The following is a 26,146-nucleotide window of genomic DNA, read 5'->3' as shown; positions in this document are numbered from 1 at the left end:
GGGGCTTAAATTTGGCTAAAATTATTTCGTTGACCTTGGGATTATTTATGGGGATACTGCTTTTTGCACGTGTTACTTTTGAATTAAGTTTTGACAACCATTATTACGAGGCTGATAAATTATGTGCCGTCAATGTTACAGTGCATTATAAGGATGGTGAAAAGAAAGGTCCTTACCCGACAGTGATGGCTCCTGTTCCGGCTGCTATTAGTGAAAACTTTCCCGAAGATATTGAGTCGGCTACAGTGGTGCGTGTGCAAAGTCGTAGTAATACTTTGTTCAATGGAAATACTCGTTTGGAGCCTAAGGTCATTCTTGCCGATTCTCTTTTTTTTCGGACGATGGGTATTGAGGTCCTAAAAGGTAACCCGCATGAGCTGGGTAATCCGGAAACCATGTTCATTTCCGAGAGTTTTGCACGAAAAGCATTTGGCAATGAAGATCCGATAGGGAAAGTACTACTTTATAAGCGTTCCTTTCCCATGACTGTTAAAGGTGTCTATGCGGATATTCCGGAGAATAGTTCTTTACGCCATGATGTGGTAATATCTTTTGCTACCATCATAAAATATGAGTGGGAATGTGTCAGCTGGACTTGTGGCGATAGTTTCGAAGGGTATATTCGCCTGAAAGAGACCGGAAGTTTGGAGAAAGTGAACTCTCGGATAGATAAGGTGATTGAAAAGTACTTGCCGTTCGATCTTGAAAATGACGGCTTTGGAATGCGCTATTCACTTCAACCGATCCGTGAAGTTTACGCAGAGACTCCCGTTGTACATAAAATGATAATGATTATGTCCTTATTGGGATTTGTTATCCTTTTTATAGCTGCAATGAATTATGTTTTGATTTCTGTTTCGTCACTCGCAAGTCGTGCCAAAGCGATAGGTGTACATAAATGCAGTGGAGCCAGTGGCGAAAACATCTTTTCGATGTTTCTTTGGGAGACAAGCATTATCATTTTGGTATCTTTGATATTGGTCGGTATCTTGGTTTTAAATTTTGATGAGCAAATAGAGGATATTGCTTCCGCTTCTTTAAGTTCTCTTTTTGCATGGAGAACTCTCTGGGTACCTGTTTGTGTTATTCTGGTTCTGTTTTTATTTGCCGGTATCATTCCCGGATATCTATTTTCCTCTATTCCTGTCACTCAGGTGTTCCGACGTTATACTGAAGGGAGGAGAGGTTGGAAACGGTCTCTGCTTTTTGTACAGTTTACCGGGATGACTTTTATTTTTGGTGTATTGTGCGTGGTTCTTATACAGTATAATCGGATTACAACCAAACCTTTAGGGTATAATGCTGACGGAGTGGCTTTCACTTATCACAGCTTTGATGATCCGGAATCTGCTTTGGATAATCTCCGTCGTTTATCAATGGTAAAAGATGTTGCAGTCTGTTGGTCAAACATAACTTCCGGTTATAGCGGTCAGCCTGTTGCTGATGATAACGGAGCGATTGTATTCACAGCCCGTCTGAATGTTTGTTCATATAATTATGCTCCGTTTATGGGGATTCGTATTAAAGAAGGGAAGAATTTGGATGGTCCCAATCAGGTTCTGGTAAATGAAAAGTTTGTAAAGTCTATCCATTGGACTGATGGGGCTGTGGGCATGAGATATGAGGATTTTACAGTTGTGGGAGTGATGGAAGACTTTCCGGTAAGCAGTTATTATAATGAATTAAAACCGGTGGTATTTATGGGGCAACAGGATGTGAATGATTGTTATCACGTCCGGCTCAAGGCACCTTACGAGGAAAATCTTCGTCTGCTTAATAAAACAATAAGAGAAATGTATCCTACTGAAGATATTGTATTTATATCATTACAGAAAACCATTGATAACCAATATTTAAGCGTACTTCGCTTTCGCAATGCCGTGATATTGGCTTTTATTGTTATCTTGCTGATTTCACTGATGGGACTGATAGGATATACTAATGATGAAGTACGTCGTCATAGCAAAGAAATAGCTATTCGTAAGGTTAATGGTGCCGAAGCTTCCCATATATTAAAATTACTTTCCAAGGAGGTCGTTTGGGTAGCTCTGCCAGCCGTATTGTTAGGTGCTACAGGAGCCTATTTTATGGGTATTCATTGGTTGGGACAATTTACCGAACAGATTCATTTGAAGGTGTATTGGTTTGTACTGATTGCTTTGGCTATAATGGCTGTAATTGTGATTAGTGTGATGATAAAATCCTGGCACATAGCCAACGAGAATCCTGTAAAGAGTATAAAGAATGAATAAACAAAAATAAACCGATTAAAATAAAAAGGATTATGATACAAATTAATGATCTTAGTAAAGTTTTTCGTACTTCTGAAGTAGAAACCGTAGCGTTAAACCATGTGAGCCTGGATATAGAGGAAGGTGAGTTTGTTGCCATTATGGGACCTTCCGGTTGCGGCAAGTCTACGTTGCTCAATATTTTGGGATTACTTGATAACCCGACAGAAGGTTCTTATCAGTTGATGGGGCAGGAGGTAGCCGGTCTTCAGGAGAAGGAGCGTACGCGGGTACGTAAGGGTAAACTGGGCTTTGTCTTCCAGAGTTTCAACCTGATTGATGAACTGAATGTTTACGAGAATGTGGAACTTCCTCTCACTTATCTGGGGTATAAGGCTTCCGACCGGAGAAAAATGGTAGAGAATATGCTGCGCCGGATGAATATTAGTCATCGTGCCAAGCATTTCCCACAGCAACTCTCCGGTGGACAACAACAACGTGTGGCTATAGCCCGTGCGGTAGTAACTAATCCGAAATTGATCCTTGCTGACGAACCTACGGGAAATCTCGATTCTAAGAATGGTGCTGAAGTCATGAATCTGCTGACAGAGTTGAATAAAGAAGGTACTACGATTATTATGGTGACCCACTCCCAACATGATGCCTCGTTTGCCCATCGTACAGTACATCTGTTCGATGGCAGTATCGTGGCGAGTGTAACTGCTTAATAAATTAAAAGGATCATACGATGAAACAATTCTATTATACCATTCTGACATTGATTCGCGGACGCGGAAGTAATGTCATTAAAGTAATATCTCTGACACTGGGGTTATTAGTTTCTATTATTTTATTCTCTCGGGTTGCTTTTGAGCTTAGTTATGATAACTTTTTTCAGGATGTGGATGATCTTTATATCGTAAAAACGGAGTGGGTTGAGAATGGAGTGATTAAAGGGAATGCCGGAGTATATACATTGATTCCGGTAGCCTCTACCATTGCTGAGGAATTTCCGGAAGAGGTAGAAAGTGCAGCTTTTTCGAGTTTGTCTTTCGGAACTACTTTAAAGATAGGCAACCGAAAGTTGAATAGGTCTTTCATTTTATCTGACTCTCTTTATTTTCGTACCATGGGGATAGAAGTTATTAATGGCAATCCGAATGACTTGACCAACCCAGATGTGATTTTTCTATCACAGTCTGTTGCACGAGAAGTATTTGGTGAAGAGGATCCTATAGGAAAAACCTTACATCTGATGGTTTGGGGCACTCAAGTTGAAGCTTTGGTGAGAGGAGTTTATGCCGATCTTCCGGATAATGTATCGCTGGAACGTCACGAAATGGTTCTTTCTTTTGCCAGCCATAATAAATATGGTTGGGGACGTTCGGGTTGGACGAGTGGTGGTAATTATAATGCTTTTATCCGCTTAAAAGACGGAGAAAGAAGCGCTGATGCTATCAATGCCGGTATTGATAAGGTGATTGCAAAGCACATTCCTCCTGAAATGAATCTGCATTTACATATGTTTGTAGTACCTTTACGTACTATTCATTTGGAGCAATCTAATGTGCGGAAGACAATTTTAATAATGTCTTTATTAGGATTTGCCATTCTTTTTGCCGCCACTATGAACTATGTACTTATTTCTATTTCTTCACTTTCTCAGCGGGCAAAAGGAATCGGTGTTCACAAGTGTAATGGTGCGTCTGATAGGGCTATACTTTCGATGTTTATATATGAAACAGCTTTGATTATAGGGATCTCTCTGCTTTTCATGGTAGTACTTTTATTCCAGTTCCAGGAAAAAATTGAAGAATTGGCGGGAGTGTCGTTATCATCTCTTTTCACTTGGCACAATCTATGGGCTCCATTGTCGGTAGTTGCCTTTTTGTTTGTTATTGGAGGTGTATTGCCGGGAAAAGTTTTCTCTTCAATTCCGGTAACGCAGGTTTTCCATCATTACACTAAAGGGAATATGGGTTGGAAGCGGACACTTCTATTTATAGAATTTGCAGGAGTAGCTTTTATTTTTGGATTGATGTGTGTGACTTTTTTTCAGTTCCATTATATTACAAATAGAGATATGGGGTATCGACCGGAACGTATAGCATCTTGTTGGCATAAGTTTGCTGAGCCGGATAATGCACGTAATAATTTGAAATCGTTGCCTTATGTAGAAGGGGTAGCCACTGCTGAGGGAGGTATGATGTGGCTTGGGAACCGACAGGTGACTGATGAGAACGGGAATGCTCTTTTTACTCCCCGTTGTGGTATATTTGACAAAGATTTTGTCCCACTTATGGGGCTTCGGCTTAAGGCCGGGCAAAACCTCACTGGCGAAAGGCAGTTTCTGGTCAATCAACCCTATGTAGAAAAGATGGGTTGGACAGGTAGTGGCGTTGGTGAAATAATCCCTAATCGAGGAACAGTGGTAGGAATACTCGCTCCTTGCTGTTTTGGTACGCTTCCACCTGACTATGAACCCATAGAAATTGAATGGGGGACTAATTTAGTAAATATGCATGTACGTCTTAAAGAACCTTTTGCAGATAATCTGCGTATGTTGAATAATGAAATGAAAAAGATATATCCACAAGAAGAAATAGAGTTCACCTCTTTGGAGCGGGATTTGGAAAGGGGCTATCGTCCTACAATGATATTTCGTGATACTACTATATTGGCTTTTATAACGATTCTGTTTATCACTTTGATGGGATTGATCGGGTATACGAATGATGAAGTTCGCAGACGTGGTAAAGAGATAGCTATTCGTAAGATAAATGGCGCCGAAGTAAGTTCTGTTTTGCTTTTGTTATCTAAAGATATCTTCTGGGTAGCTATTCCTTCAATTGCTATCGGTACATATGGAGCTTACTTAGTAAGTCAAATATGGATAAGCCAATTTCGGGATACGGTATGTATAAGTATAGGCTGGTATGTAGCAATAGCTATTTGCCTACTGGCTTTTATCATTATATGCATTATTTGGAAATCCTGGCACATCGCCAATGAAAATCCGGTGAATAGTATTAAGAGTGAATAACAAATAAAATAAATTATGATACAGATTAATGACATTAGTAAAGTCTTTCGTACTTCTGAAGTAGAAACCGTAGCGTTAAACCATGTGAGCCTGGATATAGAGGAGGGCGAGTTTGTTGCCATTATGGGACCTTCCGGTTGCGGCAAGTCTACGTTGCTCAATATTTTGGGATTACTTGATAACCCGACAGAAGGTTCTTATCAGTTGATGGGGCAGGAGGTAGCCGGTCTTCAGGAGAAGGAGCGTACGCGGGTACGTAAGGGTAAACTGGGCTTTGTCTTCCAGAGTTTCAATTTGATAGATGAATTGAATGTTTACGAGAATGTGGAACTTCCTCTCACTTATTTGGGTATAAAATCTTCTGAACGGCGTCAGATGGTAGAAGATATGCTACGCCGGATGAATATTAGTCATCGTGCCAAACATTTCCCACAGCAACTCTCCGGTGGACAACAACAACGCGTGGCTATAGCCCGTGCAGTTGTGACTAACCCGAAATTGATTCTTGCTGACGAACCGACGGGTAACCTTGATTCCAAGAATGGTGCGGAGGTAATGAATCTGTTGACCGAATTGAATAAAGAGGGAACAACAATTATTATGGTGACCCACTCCCAACATGATGCTTCATTTGCCCATCGCACGGTGCATCTGTTTGACGGTAGCGTGGTGGCAAGTGTAAAGGCTTAATAAAGATCAATATGCTAAGACACATATATTATACCATTCGGACCTTAGTCCGTGGACGCAGTTCAAATGTCATTAAGATTATTTCGTTAACTTTGGGACTGTTTGTCGGACTTCTACTGTTTGCCCGGGTCGCGTTTGAACTGAGTTATGACCATTTTTATCCGGAGTCAAGAAACCTGTTTCTGATACAGGCTTCTTACTCCTATGAAGGAAAGCAGGAGAAGCCAAGTCCTTATATTTATGGTGCAATGCCTGCTGCTATCCGGGAGAACTTTCCTGATGAGGTGGAAGAGGCTACTGTGCTGCGTAATGTTGGTCAGCAAATATTTTTTAAAGGAAACGAACGTTTTGATCAACAGCAGACTATTTATGCAGACGATCACTTCCTCCCAACTATGGGGGTAGAAGTGTTGAAAGGGAACAAAGCTGATTTAGTGGCTCCCGACGCTATTTTCATTAATGAATCATTGGCACGACGTGTCTTTGGTGATGCAGACCCTATCGGGCAAACCATGTTATGGGAAAAGAACTATCCGGTCACTGTACGGGGAGTATTTGCCGATCAGCCGGAGAATACAGACCTGAAATATGATGTAATCGTATCGTTTGCCACTTTATATAAGCGGATGGGAGAGGATCGTGCCGGTTGGGGATATGATATCAGTTACATGGGGGTGGTTCGTTTCCATAATGATACGGAAGCTCCTGAGAGGGTTGCCGGACGGTTACCGGAAATGCAGAAAAAGTATCTTCCGCAGGGGAAGGATGGTTTTTCTGAAGAGTATTCTTTTCAACCTATATCTGAGTACCACAGTAGTCAGCCGGAGGTTCGAAAAATGGTGCTTATCATGTCGGTTCTTGCTTTTGCCATTTTATTGATAGCTGCTTTGAACTATGTCTTGATTTCCGTATCGTCATTGGCACGTCGTGCAAAAGCAGTGGGAGTCCATAAATGCAGTGGGGCCAGTGATGGTAACATATTCGGTATGTTTTTATGGGAAACCATGTTTATTATATTGTCTGCACTCGTATTGGTCGGCCTGTTGATTCTGAATCTTAGGGAACTGATTCAGGATACGCTGAACGCCTCGGTCGGTGCACTTTTCACTTGGGAGACCTTATGGGTGCCTTTGCTTGTGATAGCAGTTGTTTTCTTCGTGGCAGGAGTGATACCCGGATATATGTTTTCGTCTATTCCGGTGAGTCAGGTTTTTCGTCGTTATACCGAACGGAAGACAACCTGGAAGCGCCCGTTACTTTTTGTTCAGTTTGCCGGAGTACCTTTTGTCTTTGGTTTATTGGCAGTCGTATTGCTTCAATACTATAGTGTGATGAATCGTGAGTTGAATTATAATCCTGAACGGATAGCTGTTGCGAGGTGTTACTTCAGCGATGACGAAGTTGATAATGCCCGTTCTGATATACGTCGTTTGCCGATGGTAGAAGATGTTGCTTTTGCCTGGTTTCCTATTTCCGATTACTATAGTGGTTTCAGTGTCTATAACAGTACAGGAAAGTTGCTTTTCGATGCACATACTTCAATGTGCGATTACCACTTTTTGTCAATGATGGGAGTTCAGCTTATTGATGGTAAAAATTTTGATTCTCCCAAACAGGCTATTGTAAATGAAGAATTTGTGCGGAAGATGCATTGGGAAGACAGTGCGGTAGGTAAACAGGTCAATATTGGGACTTCTCTTCCTGTTGTGGGAGTCGCAAAGGATTTTCCGATACGAAGTGCATATACTCCTCAGGATATAGTGATGTATATCAGCAGTCCCTTTGCTTCCGGAGCTCCCCATGTACGTTTGAAGGAACCATTCGATCAAAATTTGAAAGCTCTCAATCAAAAGATGGGAGAACTGTTTACTACGAAGGATATTGTGTTTATCCCTTTGCAGGAAATAATCGATCAGCAATACGAAGCGATTCGTCGTTTCCGCGATTCGGTAATCATTGCTTCTATTTCCATCCTGCTGATTACCTTGATGGGACTTTTCGGCTATACTAACGATGAAGTCAGTCGTCGTAGTAAAGAGATTGCGATCCGTAAAGTAAATGGGGCTGAGGCCGGAGATGTTTTGCAACTTCTTTCAAGAGATATTTTCTGGACAGCCTTGCCTGCTGTACTATTGGGTGCAGCAGTAGCCTGGTTTGTCGGTGGCAAATGGCTTGAGCAGTTTAGTGATGCCATTGTCCCCAGTGCTTGGTTATACCTCAGCATAGCATTGGTTGTGTTGCTGTTGATTGTTGTCAGCGTAATGCTGCGGGCATGGAAAGTAGCCAACGAAAATCCGGTGAACAGCATTAAATCTGAGTAATGTTTCAAGACTATACGACAGAGGCTCGGTTTCACTGAAACTGAGCCTCTGTCGTATCTATACCAAGCCTCTGTTTCATAGGGTTAGAGGCTCTGTCCGGATGCTTTCTCTTTTACCTTTTTAATATATACCATCAAAATCACTACCGCTGTTATGAAAGCCAATCCGTCAGAGACAGGCATGCTGATCCATACTCCCTTTACACCATATAAAGGGGGAAGCAAAAGTAATCCCGGAAGCAGGTATACTAACTGGCGTGAGAGTGACAGGAAGATACTGATCTTAGCCATCCCTATACTCTGGAAGAAGTTTGATATAACGATTTGTGCGCCTACGAACGGGAACATCAGCGTGCAAATGCGTAGTCCGGACGATGCCATGTCAATCAGTTCATCGCTGTCGGTAAAGATAGCCGAAACTGTATGCGGAAAAAGTTCACAGATAACGAAGCCGCTGCTCGTAATCAATACACCGACGATGATACCCAGACGGAGCGTATGTTTCACGCGGTCAATCTTCTGTGCACCATAATTGTATCCGACGATGGGTTGCATTCCCATTGTTAATCCCATAACTACCATCACATACAGCATCAGTAGTCGGTTAATGATACCGTAGGCACCGATAGCCATATCACCACCGTATTTTTGCAAACTATTATTAATGAGGATGACGATGATACATGCCGTGACATTCATGGCGAAGGGAGACATTCCTATAGAGAAAATGCTGCCGATGATGCGTTTCTTCATCTTCCAGAAGCCCGGCATAAAGTGAACGAAACTCTCTTTGTTACGGAAGTGGCTTACTACCCATATCATTCCGATAAACTGTGACAGGACTGTGGCCATGGCAGCTCCCCGAATTCCCCAACCGAAATGGAAAATGAAGACAGGGGCGATGATAACATTCGCTATAACCGTCACCAATGATGTCAGCATTGCCTTTCTCGGATATCCGGTGGCACGCATCACGTTGTTAAGTCCGATCATGGTATAGGTGATGGGAGTTCCCAGAAGAATTACCTGCATAAAATCGCGGGCATAGGGAAGTGTGCCGCTACTGGCACCGAAGAAAAACAATATCGGGTCCAGAAACAGATAAGCCAGTCCGCCGAACAGCACTGCATTCGTCAGGCAAAGCATTAATGTATTTCCCAAAACATCGGTTGCTCCCTTGATGTCTTTTTGCCCCAGGCGTATGGAGGAGATGGTGGCGCCACCTGCAGAGATCAGCACGCAGAAGGCCACGACCAGATTCATTAGCGGAAAAGTGATAGCCAGTCCGGAGATAGCCATGGGACCGACACCGTGCCCGATGAAAATGCTGTCGATGATATTATAAAGTGACGTAATAGTCATTCCGATGATGGCCGGGATGGAGTATTGTAACAGAAGTTTGCCAATAGGTTCTGTGCCCAGTATACGAGGATCGGTTTGTTGTGCCATATAGTGAAGCGTTACATATTTTTAAGTGCGGCAAAGGTACAAATAATTTGCCTGATTCGATGATTATTCTGAACTTTGCCCACAGAGTTTAACAAACAGGTAAAAGAATGTTTATGGATACAACAAAGAAGATTACCGCATTATTCGATTGTGATGGTGTAATTGTCGATACAGAAGGACAATATACTGTTTTCTGGAATGAAATGGGACAAAAGTACGTAAACGATGAAAACTTCGGTTCCAAGGTTAAAGGTCAGACGCTGGTACAGATTTATGATAAATACTTTGCAGGAGAACCGGAGAAACAAAGGGACATAACCGAGGCATTGAATCGTTTTGAAATAGAAATGAGTTATGACTATGTTCCCGGAATAGTTGAGTTTATAGCAGATCTGCGTCAGCATGGTGTAAAAATAGCCTTGGTCACCAGTTCCAATACAGCTAAAATGGAGAATGTTTATCGTGCACATCCCGAGTTTAAATCCCTTTTTGATGAAATATTGACTGCTGAGCGTTTTAAACGTTCTAAACCCGATCCGGAATGTTTCTTATTGGGAATGACGATTTTCGGTTCCGATTCAAAAGATTCCTATGTGTTCGAAGATTCATTTCATGGTTTACAGGCCGGCAGGGCATCCGGTGCCACTGTTGTCGGATTGGCAACTACAAATCCACGCGAAGCTATTACTGATAAGGCAGACTATGTGATAGACGATTTCAAAGGAATGACTTACGAAAAGCTGCTGACTATAACTTCACGTTATATCTGATAAGAAAGATTGAATAGTATCTCAGGGAAGAATCCCTTAGCTTTGCATGGTATTTAAAAAAGAGAGAAAATCATGTATAAGCAAACGATTCGCCCTGTTTTATTTCTGATGGAACCCGAAAAGGTACACACCTTGTTGGTTTCCTTCCTCAAATGTTACCGGCATTTGCCATGGTGCAAATGCTGGATGCGTCATCTCTATACTTGTTCCGACAAACAGTTGATATGGAACCATCTTACTTTCCGAAACCGTATCGGCCTGTCGGCCGGTTTCGATAAAGGTGCCGAGGTTTTTGATGAATTGGCCGATTATGGTTTCGGATTTATTGAAGTCGGTACTGTCACTCCCGATGCCCAGGATGGAAATCCCCGTCCCCGTATTTTTCGCTTACCTCAGTGTGAATCTTTAATTTCCCGTACAGGTTTCAATAATCCCGGATTGGATATTATTAAACGCCGTCTTGAACAGAAACACGGTTCATATGTTTTAGGTGTAAATATCAATAAGAATCCCTCTTCGGAAGGCGAACAAGCTGTGGCAGACTTTTTGCATTTATACAAAGAGTTATATCCTTATGCCGGCTATTTCACGCTTAATTGGGGATCGGTGGAGATTACTCTGATGAAGCGGGTACTCAAAACGCTGGCTGCTTTTCGTTTGGAACAGAATATACATGTTCCGGTACTTCTCAAACTTCCTGCCGATATAACAGAAGAAGGAATGGATGATGTGATCGACTGTACTCGTCTGTACCGGGTAGATGGAGTGATAGCTACCGGACCTACCATGGAGCGTACTTGTTTAAAAGGTTATTCGCCTGCACAATTGCAGAAGATCGGAGCCGGTGGAGTCAGTGGACGCGGGATAGGGGAGAAGTCATTAAAAGCCGTCGGCTATTTGCGTGCCCATGCCGGAAAAAGCCTTTTGATAGTAGGGGCAGGCGGAATTATTACTCCCCCCGATGCCCGTCGAATGTTGGATGCGGGGGCCAATCTGATACAAATCTATTCTTCGTTTATTTACGAAGGGCCGGGCATAGTGAAAAAGATGATTCAGGAAATTAAATAATAAGGAATAAAGTTATGGAACGGAGTTTTATTGAATATTCATTAGGAAAAGATGCTTCTTCGGCTACTCTTTGGGTTTATCCGGCTCGTAAGTCAGGAGGTAAAGCCATTATTATGTGTCCCGGTGGCGGATTCAATCAAGTAGCTTCAGATCATGAAGGTCGCGATTTTGCCGTATGGTTTAATAATCTGGGTATCACATATGCCGTACTGAATTATCGCATGCCTCATGGTGATGTTGAAGTGATTCGTGAAGATATTCATGAAGCGATTCGCCTGATCCGCCGCCAGTCGGCAGAGTGGGGAATCCATCAACTGGGTGTTATGGGAGCTTCTATCGGAGGCTATATTGCTGCTACTGCCGCAACTCTTTATACCGGGACCGACCGCCCCGACTTTCAGGTATTGCTTTATCCTGTTATCAGCATGAACGACCGACTGACCCATTTGCCTTCACGCGGACGTATGTTGGGAGAAACTATTCCGGAAAGTCTGAAAGAGACATTATCTCTTGAACTTCATGTCACAGCCGATACTCCTCGTACATTCATTGTTTTGGCTGAGGATGATCAGGCGGTATCTCCTCTCAACAGTATTGTCTATTATACAGCATTATTGAAACATGGGGTTTCTGCCGGACTGCATATTTATCCGGAAGGCGGACATAGCTTCGGATTTCGTGATAGCTTCATATATAGGAAGTTATGGACTGATGAACTGCAAAAATGGTTGCTGACCTTTTAATGCGGACGCGCTAATTTATTCGCTTTTACTTGTATGGTATGAATTAAAAGTTATACCTTTGCGCCCGATTTTTAATTTAAAAAGATTGGATATGGCTGGTTATATATCAGATGACACAAGAAAAGTGACGACTCATCGCCTGATCGAAATGAAGCAAAGAGGCGAAAAAATATCTATGCTTACTTCGTATGACTATACTATGGCGCAGATTGTAGACGGTGCCGGTATCGATGTTATCCTTGTAGGCGATTCTGCATCAAATGTGATGGCAGGTAATGTAACTACACTTCCTATTACTCTCGATCAAATGATTTATCATGGTAAATCGGTTGTGCGCGGTGTGAAGCGTGCAATGGTAGTAGTTGACATGCCTTTTGGTTCTTATCAGGGAAATGAGATGGAAGGGCTTGCTTCGGCTATCCGTATTATGAAAGAGAGCCACGCTGATGCTTTGAAACTGGAAGGTGGCGAAGAGATTCTCGACACTGTGAAGCGTATCCTGAGTGCCGGTATTCCGGTGATGGGACATCTCGGACTGATGCCGCAATCTATCAATAAATACGGTACATATACCGTTCGTGCCAAAGATGATGCAGAAGCAGAGAAGCTGATTCGTGATGCACATCTGCTTGAAGAAGCCGGATGTTTCGGGCTTGTGCTTGAGAAAATTCCCGCAGCATTGGCCGCCCGCGTTGCAAGCGAACTGACTATTCCGGTTATCGGCATTGGTGCCGGTGGCGATGTAGATGGACAGGTATTGGTTATTCAGGACATGTTGGGTATGAACAATGGTTTCCGCCCCCGTTTCCTTCGTCGTTATGCCGACCTCTATACGGTGATGACTGATGCAATCAGCCACTATGTTTCGGACGTAAAGAACTGCGACTTCCCGAACGAGAAAGAACAATATTAATTGTCGTATGGCAACTAAATTATGGACATTGCATTTTATGCGGATATGCCTTGCTAATTTATTGTTGTTCATATCCCTGTACCTGTTGTACCCTGTGCTTCCGGTAGTGATGGCTTCACGTTTGGGCGTGCCAGTCAGTCAGACGGGGGGAATATATATACTTTTTACGCTTGCCATGTTTTTTATCGGCCCGTTTCATGCGTATCTGGTCGATGTCTATAAGCGAAAATATATATGTATGCTTTCGTTTGGGATAATGGTAGCGGCGACTGCCGGTTACACACTTGTGCAAAGTGCCACACATCTGTTGTTGCTTTGCTTGGTACAGGGAATCTCCTTTGGAATGGCTGCTACGGCAGGCATTACATTGGCCATTGATGTCACCAATTCCACTTTTCGCAGTGCCGGCAATGTAGTCTTTTCTTGGGCAGCACGTCTGGGGATGATTATAGGGACAGCGTTGGGAGTGTTTTTATTCCGGACACATGGCTTTGAAACTCTGTTATATGTTTCTGTCGCATCGGGAGCCTTGGGAATGCTGTTTGTGTCGAGGGTATATGTGCCTTTCCGTGCACCAATAGGGATGAAGGTTTGTTCGATGGACCGTTTTCTGCTTCCCCGTGGATTTATTCCGGCATTTAACCTGATGTTGATCGCTTTTGTGCCCGGATTGTTGCTTCCTGTGCTTGCCGGTGCGCCAAGTGATGTGCCGGTAGGAGGTGAACTGATACCTTTCTTTGCTTTGGCCGGAGTCGGTTTTCTCTTGTCAGTAATGGTGGTGAGACTGTTTTTCCGTTATGATAACAAGATATGGCTGCAGATAGTCACCGGGTTGATAACAATGATCGGAGCGATGGCTTTGTTGTTTTCTCCTGAAACCGGTTGGAATGTCCCGGCAGCAATATTGATGGGATTAGGACTTGGATTGGTTACTCCGGAATTCTTGATGATGTTTGTCAAGCTGTCTCAACATTGCCAGCGTGGCACGGCCAATACGACTCATTTACTTGCATGGGAACTTGGAGTCGGCTTAGGTATTGCATCTGCCTGTCACTTACATCTCACAGCTAATGAACATGTGGTTTGTCGGGTAGGATTGTTGGCGGCAATCGTGGCTCTGGCTTTCTTTGTCCTGATTACATATCCTTATTTTAAAAGGAAGAAGGTGAGATAAACGATATATGTATATCTGAAAAACAGACTCCGTAGTTTGGTGATGAATTGTCGCAAAACTACGGAGTTCGTTTTTATTGTCTATCCCATGTTGCACAATAAAACCGCAAGCACGTAAGGCATGAAGATAATGACTCCTATGATGGCGGCAACTATGGCACATATCAGCACTGCACCTGCCGCAATATCTTTCACATCACCTGCAATCGGATTGTGTTCCGGGGATACGAGGTTGACTAATCTTTCTATAGCTGTATTGAATCCCTCCGCTGCCAATACCATTCCGAAACAAAGTATGATGGCTATCCATTCGTTCCGGGTGATACCGAAGTAAAATCCGGCGATTGTTACTGTGATGATTGCCACACAGTGTATCCAGGCATTATGCTCTTTGCTTACAAAACTCCGAATGCCTTTCCAGGCATATCCGAAGCTTTGTATCCTTTTTTTTATACTGAATTTTTCCATTCTCAGTTTCTGCTAACCTGTTTTACACCTTTCACTGTGCGTAGCTTTTTAATCAGTGCCTCCAGTCGTCCGGTGTCACTCACCATAATGGTCAGTGTGCCCGAGAAGAGTCCGTCGTTCGAATCAATTCCAATGGAACGCAGTGAGATGCCATTCTCTTTTGATATGATAGAGGTGATATTGGTCACAATACCGATGTCATCATGACCCACTACACGGAGTGTGATCGGATATTGAGTACCTTCCGATTTTCCGGCCCAGCGTGCTTTGACAATACGGTATCCGAAACGTTCGCGCATCTGTCCCGCATTGGGGCAGTCGTTGCGGTGAATCTTGATACCTCCGGATACAGTGACAAATCCGAATACGTCGTCTCCATATATGGGGTTGCAACATTTGGCCAACTTGAAGTCCAGTCCTTTCAGGTTTTGGTCAATGACGAGTACATCCTCTTTAGTGACAGTGGTTTCGTCTATCTGGTTTTGCAGGTTGTATTCTTCGGCACTGCGGTAGATCACTTCATCACGTTCACCGTCCCGTTTCTGTTGTTCGATGTATTTATCCAGAATGTCGTTCACGTCAAGCACTTCGTCGGCAATATTCTGATAAAACTCTGTCACATTCTTGAATCCCAGGCGTTTGATCAGACGCATCATTACTGCTTCGTCATATTCCATCTTCCGGTTTTTGAATTTCCGTTCCAATGTTTCTTTGGCGAAATCGTGCTGGCGTGCCACCATTTCCTTCAGGGCCTGGCGGATCTTCGTACGGGCTTTTGAGGTAGTGACAATGTTCAGCCAGTCCTGTTTCGGAGTCTGTGTGTTCGATGTCATAATCTCTACCTGGTCTCCGCTATTCAACTTTTGTCTCAGCTGTACATTTTTACCGTTTACCTTTGCACCGATGCACTTACACCCCAATTTGCTGTGAATGTGGAAAGCGAAATCGAGTACCGTAGCTCCTTTTGCCAGTTTGAAGAGGTCTCCTTTCGGCGTAAACACAAATACCTCGTCTTCATACAGATCCAGTTTAAACTGATCCATCATTTCCAGGTCGTTTTCTGTATTCTCCAATGCTTCGCGTATTGAAGTCAGCCATTCGTCCAGCCCGCTTTCACCTTTCACGCCTTTGTATCTCCAATGTGCGGCCAGTCCGCGCTCGGCTATCTCGTCCATACGTTCCGTACGGATTTGCACTTCGACCCATTTTCCTTCCGGCCCCATTACAGTAATGTGCAATGATTCGTAACCATTGCTTTTGGGAACCGACAGCCAGTCACGCAGACGTTTCGGATTAGGTTGATACATATCCGTCACAATGGAGTAAGCCTGCCAGCATTCCTGCTTTTCTTTTTCGAACTGGGATTCCAGAATGATACGTATGGCAAATAAGTCATACACGTTTTCGAACTGGCATTTCTGTTTCTTCATTTTCTGATAGATGGAATGAATGGATTTGGTGCGTCCTTTCATGTGAAAATGCAGTCCCGCTTCCTCCAGTTTCCGTTGTATCGGAGCGATGAAGTTGGCAATATAACGGTCACGTGACTTTTTCGTCTCGTTCAGTTTCTCTTTGATGTGGTAATAAATGTCATGTTCGGTGTACTTCAATGACAAATCTTCCAGCTCCGATTTCAGTTTATACAATCCCAGTTTGTGAGCCAACGGAGCGTACAGATAGGCGGCTTCATTAGCCACTCGTCTGCGGGCCTCGTCATTCTCGGCATCCTTTATTTGCCGCATCACGTTTACACGGTCGGCGATCATGATCAGGATCACACGCATGTCTTCGGCAAAAGACAACAACAGGTTACGGAAATTTTCCGATTCGATAGTCGGACTCTTATCGTAAAGGTCATTAATCTTAATGAGTCCCCGGATAATTCCAGCTACATCTTCGCCATACTCCTGTTGAATATATTCTATTGTATACGAGTGACAACGCACCGGTGTGTGTAACATGATACCCAGAATAGATGCCCGTTTCATACCGATTTCTTCGGCTACGATTACAGCAGTCTGCATATCTTTGATGACAGGATTCAGACCGAAACTGTCCCTTTGCATCGCATTGTTCTGTGTGGAGTCGATAAGGTGCTTTTTCAGCTTTCTGCAGTCTCCTTTTTGTAAGGTTTCTCCGGTGAGGCGCAGTAGTTTTTTGTATAGTGAGAACAATAATTCTCTCTCTTCTTTCGTAAAGAATTCATCTCTTTCCATAAGCAGCTCAAATTTATCGTCGGTAAAGATAGTTTTTTTCCGGGTTTTGTAGGGTGTCCTCTTCCTTTTTTTGTATTTTTGGGCATGAATTAATAAAATTAGATAGTATGATAACACCTGAAGACAAAGAATTGCTTGCCCAAAAAGGCATTTCGGAAGTACAAATCGCTGAACAGTTGACTTGTTTCCAAAAAGGCTTTCCTTATTTGAAATTAGATGCTGCCGCATCTGTAGAAAAAGGTATTTTGGCTCCTGATGCCGAAGAACAGAAAGCTTATCTCGCAGCTTGGGATGCTTATACCAATTCTGACAAAACGATTGTAAAGTTTGTACCCGCTTCGGGTGCTGCCAGCCGTATGTTCAAAAATCTTTTTGAATTTCTGGATGCTGACTATGCTGAGCCGACTACAAAATTCGAACAAACGTTCTTTGCCTCAATTGAGAAATTTGCTTTCTATGATGATCTGAATACTGCCTGTATGAGGATAGAAGGTAAAGATATTCCTGGTTTGATTGCAGATGGCGACTACAAGGCAGTTGTTTCAGGATTGCTGAACGTAGCGGGATTAAACTATGGTGCACTTCCGAAAGGTTTGCTCAAGTTCCATAAGTACGAAGAAGGCTCACGTACTCCGCTTGAAGAACATTTGGCGGAGGGTGCTATGTACGCTGCCGGTAAAAGCGGAAAGGTGAATGTCCACTTTACTGTTTCAACCGAACATCGTGAACTCTTTAAATCATTGGTAGCCGAAAAAGCCGATGCCTTTGCCAAACGTTATGGAGTAGATTATAATATTAGTTTTTCCGAGCAGAAACCAAGTACTGATACGATTGCCGCTGATATGGAAAACCAGCCTTTCCGCGATAATGGCAAGCTTTTGTTCCGCCCCGGTGGTCATGGAGCACTGATTGAGAACCTGAACGATTTGGATGCGGATGTGATTTTTATTAAGAATATAGATAATGTCGTTCCGGACAGATTAAAAGGTGATACGGTGCTTTATAAGAAATTGATTGCCGGTGTACTTGTATCCCTCCAGAAGCAGGCTTTTGAATATCTGGAACTTTTGGATAGCGGTCGTTACACACACGAACAGGTAATGGATATTCTGCAATTTGTGCAGAAGAAACTTTTCTGCAAGAATCCAGAAACGAAGGATCTGGAAGATGCTGAATTGGTCATCTATCTGAAGAATAAATTGAACCGCCCGATGCGTGTTTGTGGTATGGTGAAGAATGTGGGTGAACCGGGTGGCGGTCCGTTCCTTGCTTATAACAGTGACGGAACGATTTCATTGCAAATCCTTGAAAGTTCACAGATCGATATGAATAATCCGGAAGCTAAAGAAATGTTTGAGAAAGGTACCCACTTCAATCCGGTAGATTTGGTTTGTGCGGTACGTGATTACAAAGGACATAAGTTTGATCTGGTAAGATACGTGGATAAAGCCACAGGCTTCATATCTTATAAGTCGAAGAGTGGTAAAGACTTGAAAGCTCTTGAGCTTCCCGGCTTGTGGAATGGTGCCATGAGTGATTGGAGTACGGTATTTGTGGAAGTTCCGCTTTCTACATTTAATCCGGTGAAGACGGTAAATGATCTGTTGCGTGAACAACACCAATAGTCGAGGGAGAAATAAAAAGGGATGTCAATTGACATCCCTTTTCTCTTATTCTATTGCTTATCAGATCAGTTTCTTGGTAAAGCTTCTTTTACTACCATCGGACGACCGGCATATTCTGCTCCGTTCAATTCTTTAATGGCATTGCTGGCTTCTGAAGATTCCGGCATTTCAACAAAAGCAAAACCTTTAGATCTTCTTGTTTCGCGATCTGTGATCAGTTTTACTGATTCTACTGTTCCATACTCTTCCATAACTTGTCTCAAATCTGACTCCTTAACATTATAGCTAAGATTTCCAATGTACATATTCATAAATATACAAAAATAAAAAATTAATAAAATAACAATAAAGCTTTAGGAAGTGTAAATCAGAAATGAAAGTTCTCAATGCGAACATTGAGGAAATACATGTGAGAGTTAGACCAATAAAAACCTCTTATTGTTTGGTTTTGCAAAGTAAGGCATTAATTCCGGATAATATGCTATATTCGGTTCTTTTCATCCTTTTAAATATTCTTTTTTGTGTAATTAGACCAATAATTAACACTTTGTTTTGGCCACCCATTCTTGTATTTGTCTCTATATTAGAAATTATTTTATGCCGTTTATGAAGTTAACATCCTGTTGTATACGATGTTAATAACGTAATTATACGAAGTTAATATCGTAAAGTCGAGAAGTTAACTTCCTGCAAATACGATATTAACTTCGTATAATCCCTTTCTATGTGTGCTTTAAGTGGTTGAAAATCAGTGATGTTCTATGAAGTGAAAATACTCCATTCTTCTTTTAGGAGGAGAGTTTTCTCTTGAATATGTTTTGCAGACCTTTTACTTGTTAATCATTTTTTATACTGTTCCCTTTTTCTTTCCTTTATTGCAATCATTTAGTAGCTCGTTCGGGATTTATTGGAAGAAAAGTAGTATTTTTGCGTCATTATATCTTAAAATATTCAATCATGAAGAAAATACTTTTACTCGGATCGGGCGAACTGGGAAAGGAGTTTGTAATTTCTGCTCAACGTAAAGGTCAATACACCATTGCTTGTGATTCGTATGCCGGAGCACCTGCTATGCAGGTAGCCGATGAATATGAAGTTTTCGATATGCTGAACGGTGAAGAACTGGAGCGTATTGTAAAGAAACACCGGCCGGATATTATCGTCCCCGAAATTGAAGCCATCCGCACGGAACGTTTATACGATTTCGAGAAGGAAGGCATTCAGGTAGTGCCGAGTGCCCGTGCAGTGAATTATACCATGAACCGCAAAGCCATCCGTGATTTGGCCGCTAAGGAATTGGGGCTGAAAACTGCGAAATACTATTATGCCAAATCGTTGGAGGAATTGAAGGAAGCTGCTGCGAAGATAGGTTTTCCCTGTGTTGTGAAGCCTTTAATGTCATCATCGGGCAAAGGGCAGTCGCTGGTAAAAAGTGCTGCTGAGTTGGAGCATGCCTGGGAGTATGGTTGTAGCGGCAGCCGCGGAGATATTCGTGAACTGATTATTGAAGAGTTTATCAAATTCGATAGTGAAATAACTTTGCTCACGGTAACTCAGAAGAATGGTCCGACACTATTTTGTCCACCTATCGGACATGTACAGAAGGGAGGAGACTATCGTGAAAGTTTTCAGCCCGCACACATTGACCCGGCACATCTGAAGGAAGCGGAAGAGATGGCTGAAAAAGTAACCCGCGCATTGACCGGTGCCGGATTATGGGGAGTTGAATTCTTCCTGAGTCATGAAAATGGGGTTTACTTCTCAGAACTGTCTCCGCGTCCGCACGATACAGGAATGGTAACATTGGCGGGAACACAAAACCTGAATGAATTTGAACTTCACTTACGTGCCGTATTAGGATTACCCATTCCGGGTATAAAGCAGGAGAGAATAGGAGCGAGTGCTGTTATTCTTTCACCGATTGCCAGCCAGGAACGTCCGCAGTATAGAGGCATGGAGGAAGTTACCATAGAAGAGGACACCTATCTGCGTATATTTGGTAAGCCATATACACGTGTGAATCGTCGTATGGGGGTAGTACTCTGTTATGCTCCGAACGGTTCTGATCTGGATGCTTTGCGTGATAAGGCAAAACGAATAGCTGATAAAGTAGAAGTATATTAAATACGGAGGTTTCTTTCTGAAAATCCAATAACAGGTCTTTGTCGCTTAAGAAGTGGCAGAGACCTGTCTTTTTATTAGTCTATGCCTCTGTCTTTTTCTGCTCTTTTGCAATTGTTAATACTCTGCCCGGTTAAGTCTGCAGAGACCGAAAAATGACCCTCAAACACAACTCTCTTTTATCAATATAAAACTCGTTGCATGTTGTACTATCTAACATTTGACTAATTGACTGAAAACACTATAGGTACTTGAAAACTCGATAGGTCGCCTTGTTAGATTGAGAACAGTGCCTATTTGCCTGAACATGCTTTGTATAACAGTAAAAAGGGCACTAATAATGTTCATTTTCACGCTGCTGTAAGTTTAATGAATGTTATCTAAAGAGAAAATATAGAAAAATGGTACAACGGGAAAAAAAAGTTTCTACATTTGCGAAGTTGTTTGTTTAACTATCTGTGTGAACAAAACCGAATATCGAACGTTATGTTAATAGTGAAACTGGTAAAAACGCGACTTACCATGCTATAACGCTTTAGAGTATTAGAAGAATAATATATAAAAAGATTGCTTATGTCACAGATTATAGGACATATCTCTCAGGTAATTGGCCCTGTGGTCGATGTGTATTTTGAAGGTACAGAATCGGACTTGATATTGCCAAGTATCCACGACGCATTGGAGATAAAAAGGCACAACGGCAAAAAGCTGATTGTAGAAGTACAACAACACATTGGTGAAAATACTGTTCGTACCGTGGCCATGGATAGTACCGACGGCTTACAACGCGGGATGAAGGTATTTCCTACAGGAGGTCCTATCACAATGCCGGTAGGTGAACAAATCAAAGGACGTTTGATGAACGTAGTCGGCGATTCTATTGACGGAATGAAAGAACTCAATCGTGAGGGTGCCTATTCCATTCACCGTGATCCCCCAAAATTTGAAGATTTAACCACCGTACAGGAAGTGTTGTTCACCGGAATAAAGGTGATCGACCTGCTTGAACCTTATTCAAAAGGAGGTAAAATTGGTCTGTTTGGTGGTGCCGGAGTAGGTAAGACGGTACTTATTATGGAACTCATCAATAACATTGCAAAGAAGCATAATGGTTTTTCCGTATTTGCCGGGGTAGGAGAACGTACCCGTGAAGGTAATGACTTGCTTCGTGAAATGATTGAATCGGGTGTAATCCGTTATGGAGAGGCTTTTAAAGAAAGTATGGAAAAAGGACACTGGGACCTTTCGAAAGTAGATTATAACGAAGTAGAGAAATCGCAGGCTACATTGGTGTTCGGACAAATGAATGAACCTCCCGGTGCACGTGCTTCGGTTGCGCTGTCGGGACTGACTGTTGCCGAATCTTTCCGGGATATGGGGGCCAAGTCGGGTGCCAGGGATATCTTGTTTTTCATTGATAATATTTTCCGTTTTACTCAGGCAGGATCCGAGGTCTCAGCTTTGTTAGGACGTATGCCTTCTGCCGTAGGTTATCAACCTACATTAGCTACGGAAATGGGTGCTATGCAAGAGCGAATCACTTCAACCAAGACGGGCTCCATCACTTCGGTGCAGGCTGTATATGTGCCGGCTGACGACTTGACCGACCCTGCACCGGCAACCACTTTTACTCACTTGGATGCAACAACTGTATTGAGTCGAAAAATCACTGAACTCGGAATTTATCCGGCTGTAGACCCGTTGGAATCTACTTCTCGTATCCTTGACCCACATATTGTGGGGCAAGAGCATTATGATGTGGCTCAGCGTGTGAAGCAGATTCTGCAACGAAACAAGGAATTGCAGGATATCATTTCCATCTTGGGTATGGAGGAGCTGTCCGATGCCGATCGTTTGGTTGTGAACCGTGCGCGCAGGGTACAACGTTTCCTGTCTCAGCCGTTTACTGTAGCCGAACAGTTTACCGGTGTGCCGGGAGCAATGGTCTCTATTGAAGACACCATCAAAGGGTTTAAGATGATTTTGGACGGTGAAGTGGATTATCTGCCCGAACCGGCATTCTTAAATGTAGGTACGATAGAAGAAGCTATTGAAAAGGGTAAGAAGTTGCTTGAGCAAGCCAATAAATAAAATAAGGAATCATGAAAGAACTGCATTTGAATATTGTATCGCCGGAAAAGGAGGTATTTGATGGTGAAGTGAAGAGTGTTACTCTTCCGGGAACCAGTGGGGTATTTTCCATTTTGGCGCAGCATGCGCCGATTGTCTCTTCTCTGCAAGAAGGAACAGTCAGTTACACGACAACGGATGGCGAAGAGCATACGTTGGATATTCACAGCGGTTTTGTGGAGCTAAGTAACGGAGAAGCTTCCGTTTGTGTATCCTGACCTTGATCCACACAAGAACCTGTTTTTACTATGAATATGAGCATTACAAAACGCAATTTCCTGAGTTATCTTACCATTTTGACTCTTGTCGGAGGTGGGTTGGGAGCTTTGGTTTTGCATTATCTTGAGCCCGGACACTATTTCGGAGGTTATCCGTTGATACCGGTATACTTTTATATATTCGGTGTATTTTACATTTATATGTTTGATGCCTGCAGGCGTCATGCACCGGACAAGATGGTGATGCTTTTTTTGATAGCAAAGGTTCTGAAGATGATTATATCAGTCTTTCTGTTGATAATCTACTGTGTGGCTGTGCCCGATTCTGCTGTGGAATTTCTGCTGACATTTCTGGCATTCTATCTGGGCTACCTTATATATGAAAGCTGGTTTTTCTTCGTTTTCGAATGGAATCAGAAACTAAAAAAGAAATCAAAAAAATATGAAACAGTTGCGTAACATAGTTACCGGAATGTTGATCCTGATAGGAGGTATGTTGCCTGTTATGGTCTCTGCACAAGAGCCTGTGGAGGGCGATACCGCCACTGCTTTACAGCAAGAGATTATTGTGGGGAAAGACACAATCAATCAGGAGGCAAATCAGGTAGATGTAAAAGGCATTGTATTCGGTCATATCGGCGACTCCTACGAATGGCACATCACAAATATAGGAAAAACCTCTATCTGTATTCCATTGCCGATTATCGTATATAGCGAAACTTCGGGTTGGCATGCTTTTTTGTCATCGCGCCTTGAAGAGAATGACGGTAAATACGAAGGATTCTATATCGCTCCTGCCGGAAGCAGGTACGAAGGCAAAATTGTAGAACGTAATGCGGCGGGAGAAGAGGTTCGACCATGGGATATTTCTATTACTAAGGTTACTTTATCTCTATTTATCAATAGTGCTATCTTATTAATAATCATCCTTAGTGTGGCGCATTGGTATCGTAAGCGTGAACAGGGGGCTTATGCCCCTGGCGGATTTGTCGGTTTTATGGAGATGTTTATTATGATGATCCATGATGATGTGATTAAGAGTTGTGTAGGGCCTAACTATAAAAAGTTCGCTCCTTATTTGTTGACAGCCTTTTTCTTTATTTTCATCAATAACATCATGGGACTGATACCGATTTTCCCGGGAGGAGCGAATGTGACCGGAAATATCGCTATAACGCTGGTATTGGCTTTATTTACATTTGTCATCGTTAATATATTCGGGACGAAACACTACTGGAAAGATGTTTTCTGGCCCGATGTTCCCTGGTGGCTGAAAGTGCCTATACCCATGATGCCATTTATCGAATTTTTCGGTGTATTTACGAAACCGTTCGCATTGATGATCCGTTTGTTTGCCAATATGTTGTCCGGACACATGGCTATGTTGGTTCTTACCTGTTTGATATTTATATCGGCAAGTATGGGGCCTGCCATTAACGGTTCGCTTACGGTGGCTTCGGTGCTGTTCAACATCTTTATGAATTTGCTCGAAGTGTTGGTTGCCTTTATTCAGGCCTATGTGTTTACAATGTTATCGGCTGTATTTATCGGACTGGCTCAGGAAGGCGGTAAAAAAGAAGAAGTAAAAGAATAATATAAACCATTTTAAAACTGAAAATTATGTTACTATCAGTATTATTGCAAGCTGCTGCTGCAGGAGTAGGATTGAGTAAATTGGGAGCTGCCCTCGGAGCTGGTTTAGCTGTTATCGGAGCAGGTATCGGTATTGGTAAGATTGGTGGCTCGGCCATGGAAGGTATTGCACGTCAACCGGAGGCATCGGGAGATATTCGTATGAATATGATTATTGCTGCTGCTTTGGTAGAAGGTGTGGCATTGTTGGCATTGGTTGTTTGTCTGTTAGTACTTTTCTTATAATAAACAAAGAAGATTATGTCATTGTTACTACCCGATAGTGGCCTGATATTCTGGATGCTCCTTTCTTTTGGAATTGTATTCGCGGTATTGGCTAAATACGGCTTCCCCGTCATCATTAAGATGGTGGAAGGCCGTAAAACCTATATCGACGAATCATTGGAGGTAGCCAGAGAAGCAAACGCCCAGTTGTCACGACTGAAAGAGGAGGGCGAAGCTATTGTGGCTGCCGCTAATAAGGAACAGGGACGTATCATGAAAGAGGCTATGCAGGAACGTGAGAAAATTATTTACGAGGCCCGCAAACAAGCTGAAATAGCTGCCCAGAAAGAACTGGACGAAGTGAAACGACAGATTCAGATTGAAAAGGAAGAAGCCATACGCGATATTCGTCGTCAGGTAGCTCTTCTATCTGTGGATATAGCTGAGAAAGTTATTCGTAAGAATCTGGCTGATAAACAAGAGCAGATGGGAATGATAGACCGTATGCTTGATGAAGTATTAACGAAGAACTAAGAGAAAATGGAAGTCGGAATAATTTCAATGCGGTATGCGAAAGCTCTGATGGCTTATGCGGAAGAGAGAGGAGCGGAAGACAGGCTATATCATGAACTTGTCACGCTGGCACACAGTTTCCGTACAGTGAAGGGATTTTGTGCCGTACTTGATAATCCCATTGTTTCTGTTGACGAAAAGTTCAGTCTGATCTGTACGGCAGCCGATGGAGACAATAAACCGAGTGAAGAGTTTATTCGTTTTGTCCGTCTGGTACTCAAGGAGAGAAGGGAGACTTATCTGCAATTCATGAGTCTGATGTATCTGGATCTTTACCGGAAGAAGAAGCATATTGGTGTAGGTAAACTGATCACTGCTGTCCCGGTAGATAAGGCTACTGAAGAGCGTATCCGACAAACTGCTGCACATATTTTGCATGCGTATATGGAGTTGGAAACAGTGATCGACCCTTCTATAGAAGGTGGCTTTGTTTTCGATATTAACGATTACCGACTTGATGCCAGTATCGCTACACAGTTGAAGAAAGTGAAACAACAGTTCATTGATAAGAATCGAAGAATTGTATAATTAGTGAAAA

Annotated in this window: 23 protein-coding genes; 19 read left to right on the top strand and 4 right to left on the bottom strand. The window is 42.7% G+C overall.

What is annotated here, in order from left to right; translation table 11 throughout:
* Positions 1–11 precede the first annotated feature (11 nt).
* The 5 genes from QK890_RS02055 to QK890_RS02035 are packed head-to-tail and all read left to right on the top strand — an operon-like array spanning position 12 to position 8,285.
* A complete protein-coding gene (locus QK890_RS02055) occupies positions 12–2,252 on the top strand; it encodes an FtsX-like permease family protein (protein WP_269107234.1) in 2,241 nt (746 codons plus the stop codon).
* A 32-nt stretch (positions 2,253–2,284) separates the two neighbouring features.
* Complete coding sequence (locus QK890_RS02050) at positions 2,285–2,959, top strand: ABC transporter ATP-binding protein (protein ID WP_032529935.1); 675 nt, start codon at positions 2,285–2,287, stop codon at positions 2,957–2,959.
* 20 nt (positions 2,960–2,979) lie between these two features.
* A complete protein-coding gene (locus QK890_RS02045) occupies positions 2,980–5,274 on the top strand; it encodes an ABC transporter permease (RefSeq protein ID WP_032539341.1) in 2,295 nt (764 codons plus the stop codon).
* Between the two features lie 15 nt (positions 5,275–5,289).
* A complete protein-coding gene (locus QK890_RS02040; RefSeq protein WP_022011725.1) occupies positions 5,290–5,964 on the top strand; it encodes an ABC transporter ATP-binding protein in 675 nt (224 codons plus the stop codon).
* An 11-nt stretch (positions 5,965–5,975) separates the two neighbouring features.
* Positions 5,976–8,285 carry an FtsX-like permease family protein gene (locus QK890_RS02035; RefSeq protein ID WP_032539340.1) on the top strand — a complete coding sequence of 770 codons (2,310 nt, stop codon included), beginning with the start codon at positions 5,976–5,978 and terminating at the stop codon, positions 8,283–8,285.
* Between the two features lie 83 nt (positions 8,286–8,368).
* Here QK890_RS02035 and QK890_RS02030 read toward each other — a convergent pair whose 3' ends face one another.
* The gene (locus tag QK890_RS02030; protein WP_022011727.1) at positions 8,369–9,733 is read right to left on the bottom strand and encodes an MATE family efflux transporter; all 1,365 of its coding nucleotides are present in this window, start codon (positions 9,731–9,733) and stop codon (positions 8,369–8,371) included.
* A gap of 113 nt (positions 9,734–9,846) precedes the next feature.
* Here QK890_RS02030 and QK890_RS02025 point away from each other — a divergent pair, with 113 nt between their 5' ends.
* From QK890_RS02025 to QK890_RS02005, 5 genes are all read left to right on the top strand, one after another.
* Positions 9,847–10,503 carry an HAD family phosphatase gene (locus QK890_RS02025; protein WP_005805704.1) on the top strand — a complete coding sequence of 219 codons (657 nt, stop codon included), beginning with the start codon at positions 9,847–9,849 and terminating at the stop codon, positions 10,501–10,503.
* A 72-nt stretch (positions 10,504–10,575) separates the two neighbouring features.
* Positions 10,576–11,571 (top strand): quinone-dependent dihydroorotate dehydrogenase, encoded by a 996-nt coding sequence (locus QK890_RS02020; RefSeq protein ID WP_022011729.1) that lies wholly within the window; start codon positions 10,576–10,578, stop codon positions 11,569–11,571.
* 14 nt (positions 11,572–11,585) lie between these two features.
* Positions 11,586–12,314, top strand: a complete 729-nt coding sequence (locus QK890_RS02015) for an alpha/beta hydrolase (protein WP_367627139.1) — start codon at positions 11,586–11,588, stop codon at positions 12,312–12,314.
* Positions 12,315–12,405: 91 nt separating this feature from the next.
* Positions 12,406–13,227, top strand: a complete 822-nt coding sequence (panB, locus tag QK890_RS02010) for a 3-methyl-2-oxobutanoate hydroxymethyltransferase (RefSeq protein WP_005777498.1) — start codon at positions 12,406–12,408, stop codon at positions 13,225–13,227.
* A gap of 7 nt (positions 13,228–13,234) precedes the next feature.
* A complete protein-coding gene (locus tag QK890_RS02005; protein ID WP_005777500.1) occupies positions 13,235–14,401 on the top strand; it encodes an MFS transporter in 1,167 nt (388 codons plus the stop codon).
* Between the two features lie 80 nt (positions 14,402–14,481).
* Here QK890_RS02005 and QK890_RS02000 read toward each other — a convergent pair whose 3' ends face one another.
* Entirely contained in the window at positions 14,482–14,868 is a 387-nt protein-coding gene (locus QK890_RS02000) for a diacylglycerol kinase family protein (RefSeq protein ID WP_022011731.1), read from the bottom strand.
* Between the two features lie 2 nt (positions 14,869–14,870).
* Positions 14,871–17,084 carry a bifunctional (p)ppGpp synthetase/guanosine-3',5'-bis(diphosphate) 3'-pyrophosphohydrolase gene (locus tag QK890_RS01995; protein WP_005805717.1) on the bottom strand — a complete coding sequence of 738 codons (2,214 nt, stop codon included), beginning with the start codon at positions 17,082–17,084 and terminating at the stop codon, positions 14,871–14,873.
* A gap of 107 nt (positions 17,085–17,191) precedes the next feature.
* Between QK890_RS01995 and QK890_RS01990 the strand changes: the two genes are divergently transcribed.
* Complete coding sequence (locus tag QK890_RS01990) at positions 17,192–18,709, top strand: DUF4301 family protein (RefSeq protein WP_005777505.1); 1,518 nt, start codon at positions 17,192–17,194, stop codon at positions 18,707–18,709.
* Positions 18,710–18,774: 65 nt separating this feature from the next.
* Here the strand turns inward: QK890_RS01990 and QK890_RS01985 are convergent, their stop codons facing one another.
* Positions 18,775–19,020, bottom strand: a complete 246-nt coding sequence (locus QK890_RS01985) for an RNA-binding protein (RefSeq protein WP_005805721.1) — start codon at positions 19,018–19,020, stop codon at positions 18,775–18,777.
* A 646-nt stretch (positions 19,021–19,666) separates the two neighbouring features.
* On the opposite strand from QK890_RS01985, the gene purT reads away from it, so the two are divergent.
* From purT to QK890_RS01945, 8 genes are all read left to right on the top strand, one after another.
* The gene (gene purT, locus QK890_RS01980; protein ID WP_005777515.1) at positions 19,667–20,833 is read left to right on the top strand and encodes a formate-dependent phosphoribosylglycinamide formyltransferase; all 1,167 of its coding nucleotides are present in this window, start codon (positions 19,667–19,669) and stop codon (positions 20,831–20,833) included.
* Positions 20,834–21,403: 570 nt separating this feature from the next.
* Positions 21,404–22,921 (top strand): F0F1 ATP synthase subunit beta, encoded by a 1,518-nt coding sequence (gene atpD / locus QK890_RS01975; RefSeq protein WP_005777517.1) that lies wholly within the window; start codon positions 21,404–21,406, stop codon positions 22,919–22,921.
* 11 nt (positions 22,922–22,932) lie between these two features.
* Positions 22,933–23,178, top strand: coding sequence for an ATP synthase F1 subunit epsilon (gene atpC, locus QK890_RS01970; RefSeq protein ID WP_005805723.1), 246 nt, complete (start codon positions 22,933–22,935; stop codon positions 23,176–23,178).
* Between the two features lie 30 nt (positions 23,179–23,208).
* A complete protein-coding gene (locus QK890_RS01965; protein WP_032529940.1) occupies positions 23,209–23,637 on the top strand; it encodes a hypothetical protein in 429 nt (142 codons plus the stop codon).
* On the top strand, positions 23,621–24,772 hold the full coding sequence (gene atpB, locus QK890_RS01960; protein WP_005805725.1) for a F0F1 ATP synthase subunit A: 1,152 nt from the start codon (positions 23,621–23,623) through the stop codon (positions 24,770–24,772). Before QK890_RS01965 ends, atpB begins: the two co-directional genes overlap by 17 nt.
* A gap of 26 nt (positions 24,773–24,798) precedes the next feature.
* A complete protein-coding gene (gene atpE, locus QK890_RS01955; RefSeq protein ID WP_005777530.1) occupies positions 24,799–25,056 on the top strand; it encodes an ATP synthase F0 subunit C in 258 nt (85 codons plus the stop codon).
* Positions 25,057–25,071: 15 nt separating this feature from the next.
* Positions 25,072–25,569 carry a F0F1 ATP synthase subunit B gene (atpF, locus tag QK890_RS01950; RefSeq protein WP_005777532.1) on the top strand — a complete coding sequence of 166 codons (498 nt, stop codon included), beginning with the start codon at positions 25,072–25,074 and terminating at the stop codon, positions 25,567–25,569.
* A 6-nt stretch (positions 25,570–25,575) separates the two neighbouring features.
* Positions 25,576–26,136 carry a F0F1 ATP synthase subunit delta gene (locus QK890_RS01945; protein ID WP_005777534.1) on the top strand — a complete coding sequence of 187 codons (561 nt, stop codon included), beginning with the start codon at positions 25,576–25,578 and terminating at the stop codon, positions 26,134–26,136.
* The last annotated feature ends 10 nt before the right edge of the window (positions 26,137–26,146 follow it).

Source organism: Bacteroides sp. NGMCC 1.200775 (assembly GCF_040798045.1).
In the GTDB taxonomy this organism is placed as follows: Bacteria; Bacteroidota; Bacteroidia; order Bacteroidales; family Bacteroidaceae; genus Bacteroides; species Bacteroides hominis.
This window is presented reverse-complemented; position numbering and strand designations above follow the sequence as displayed.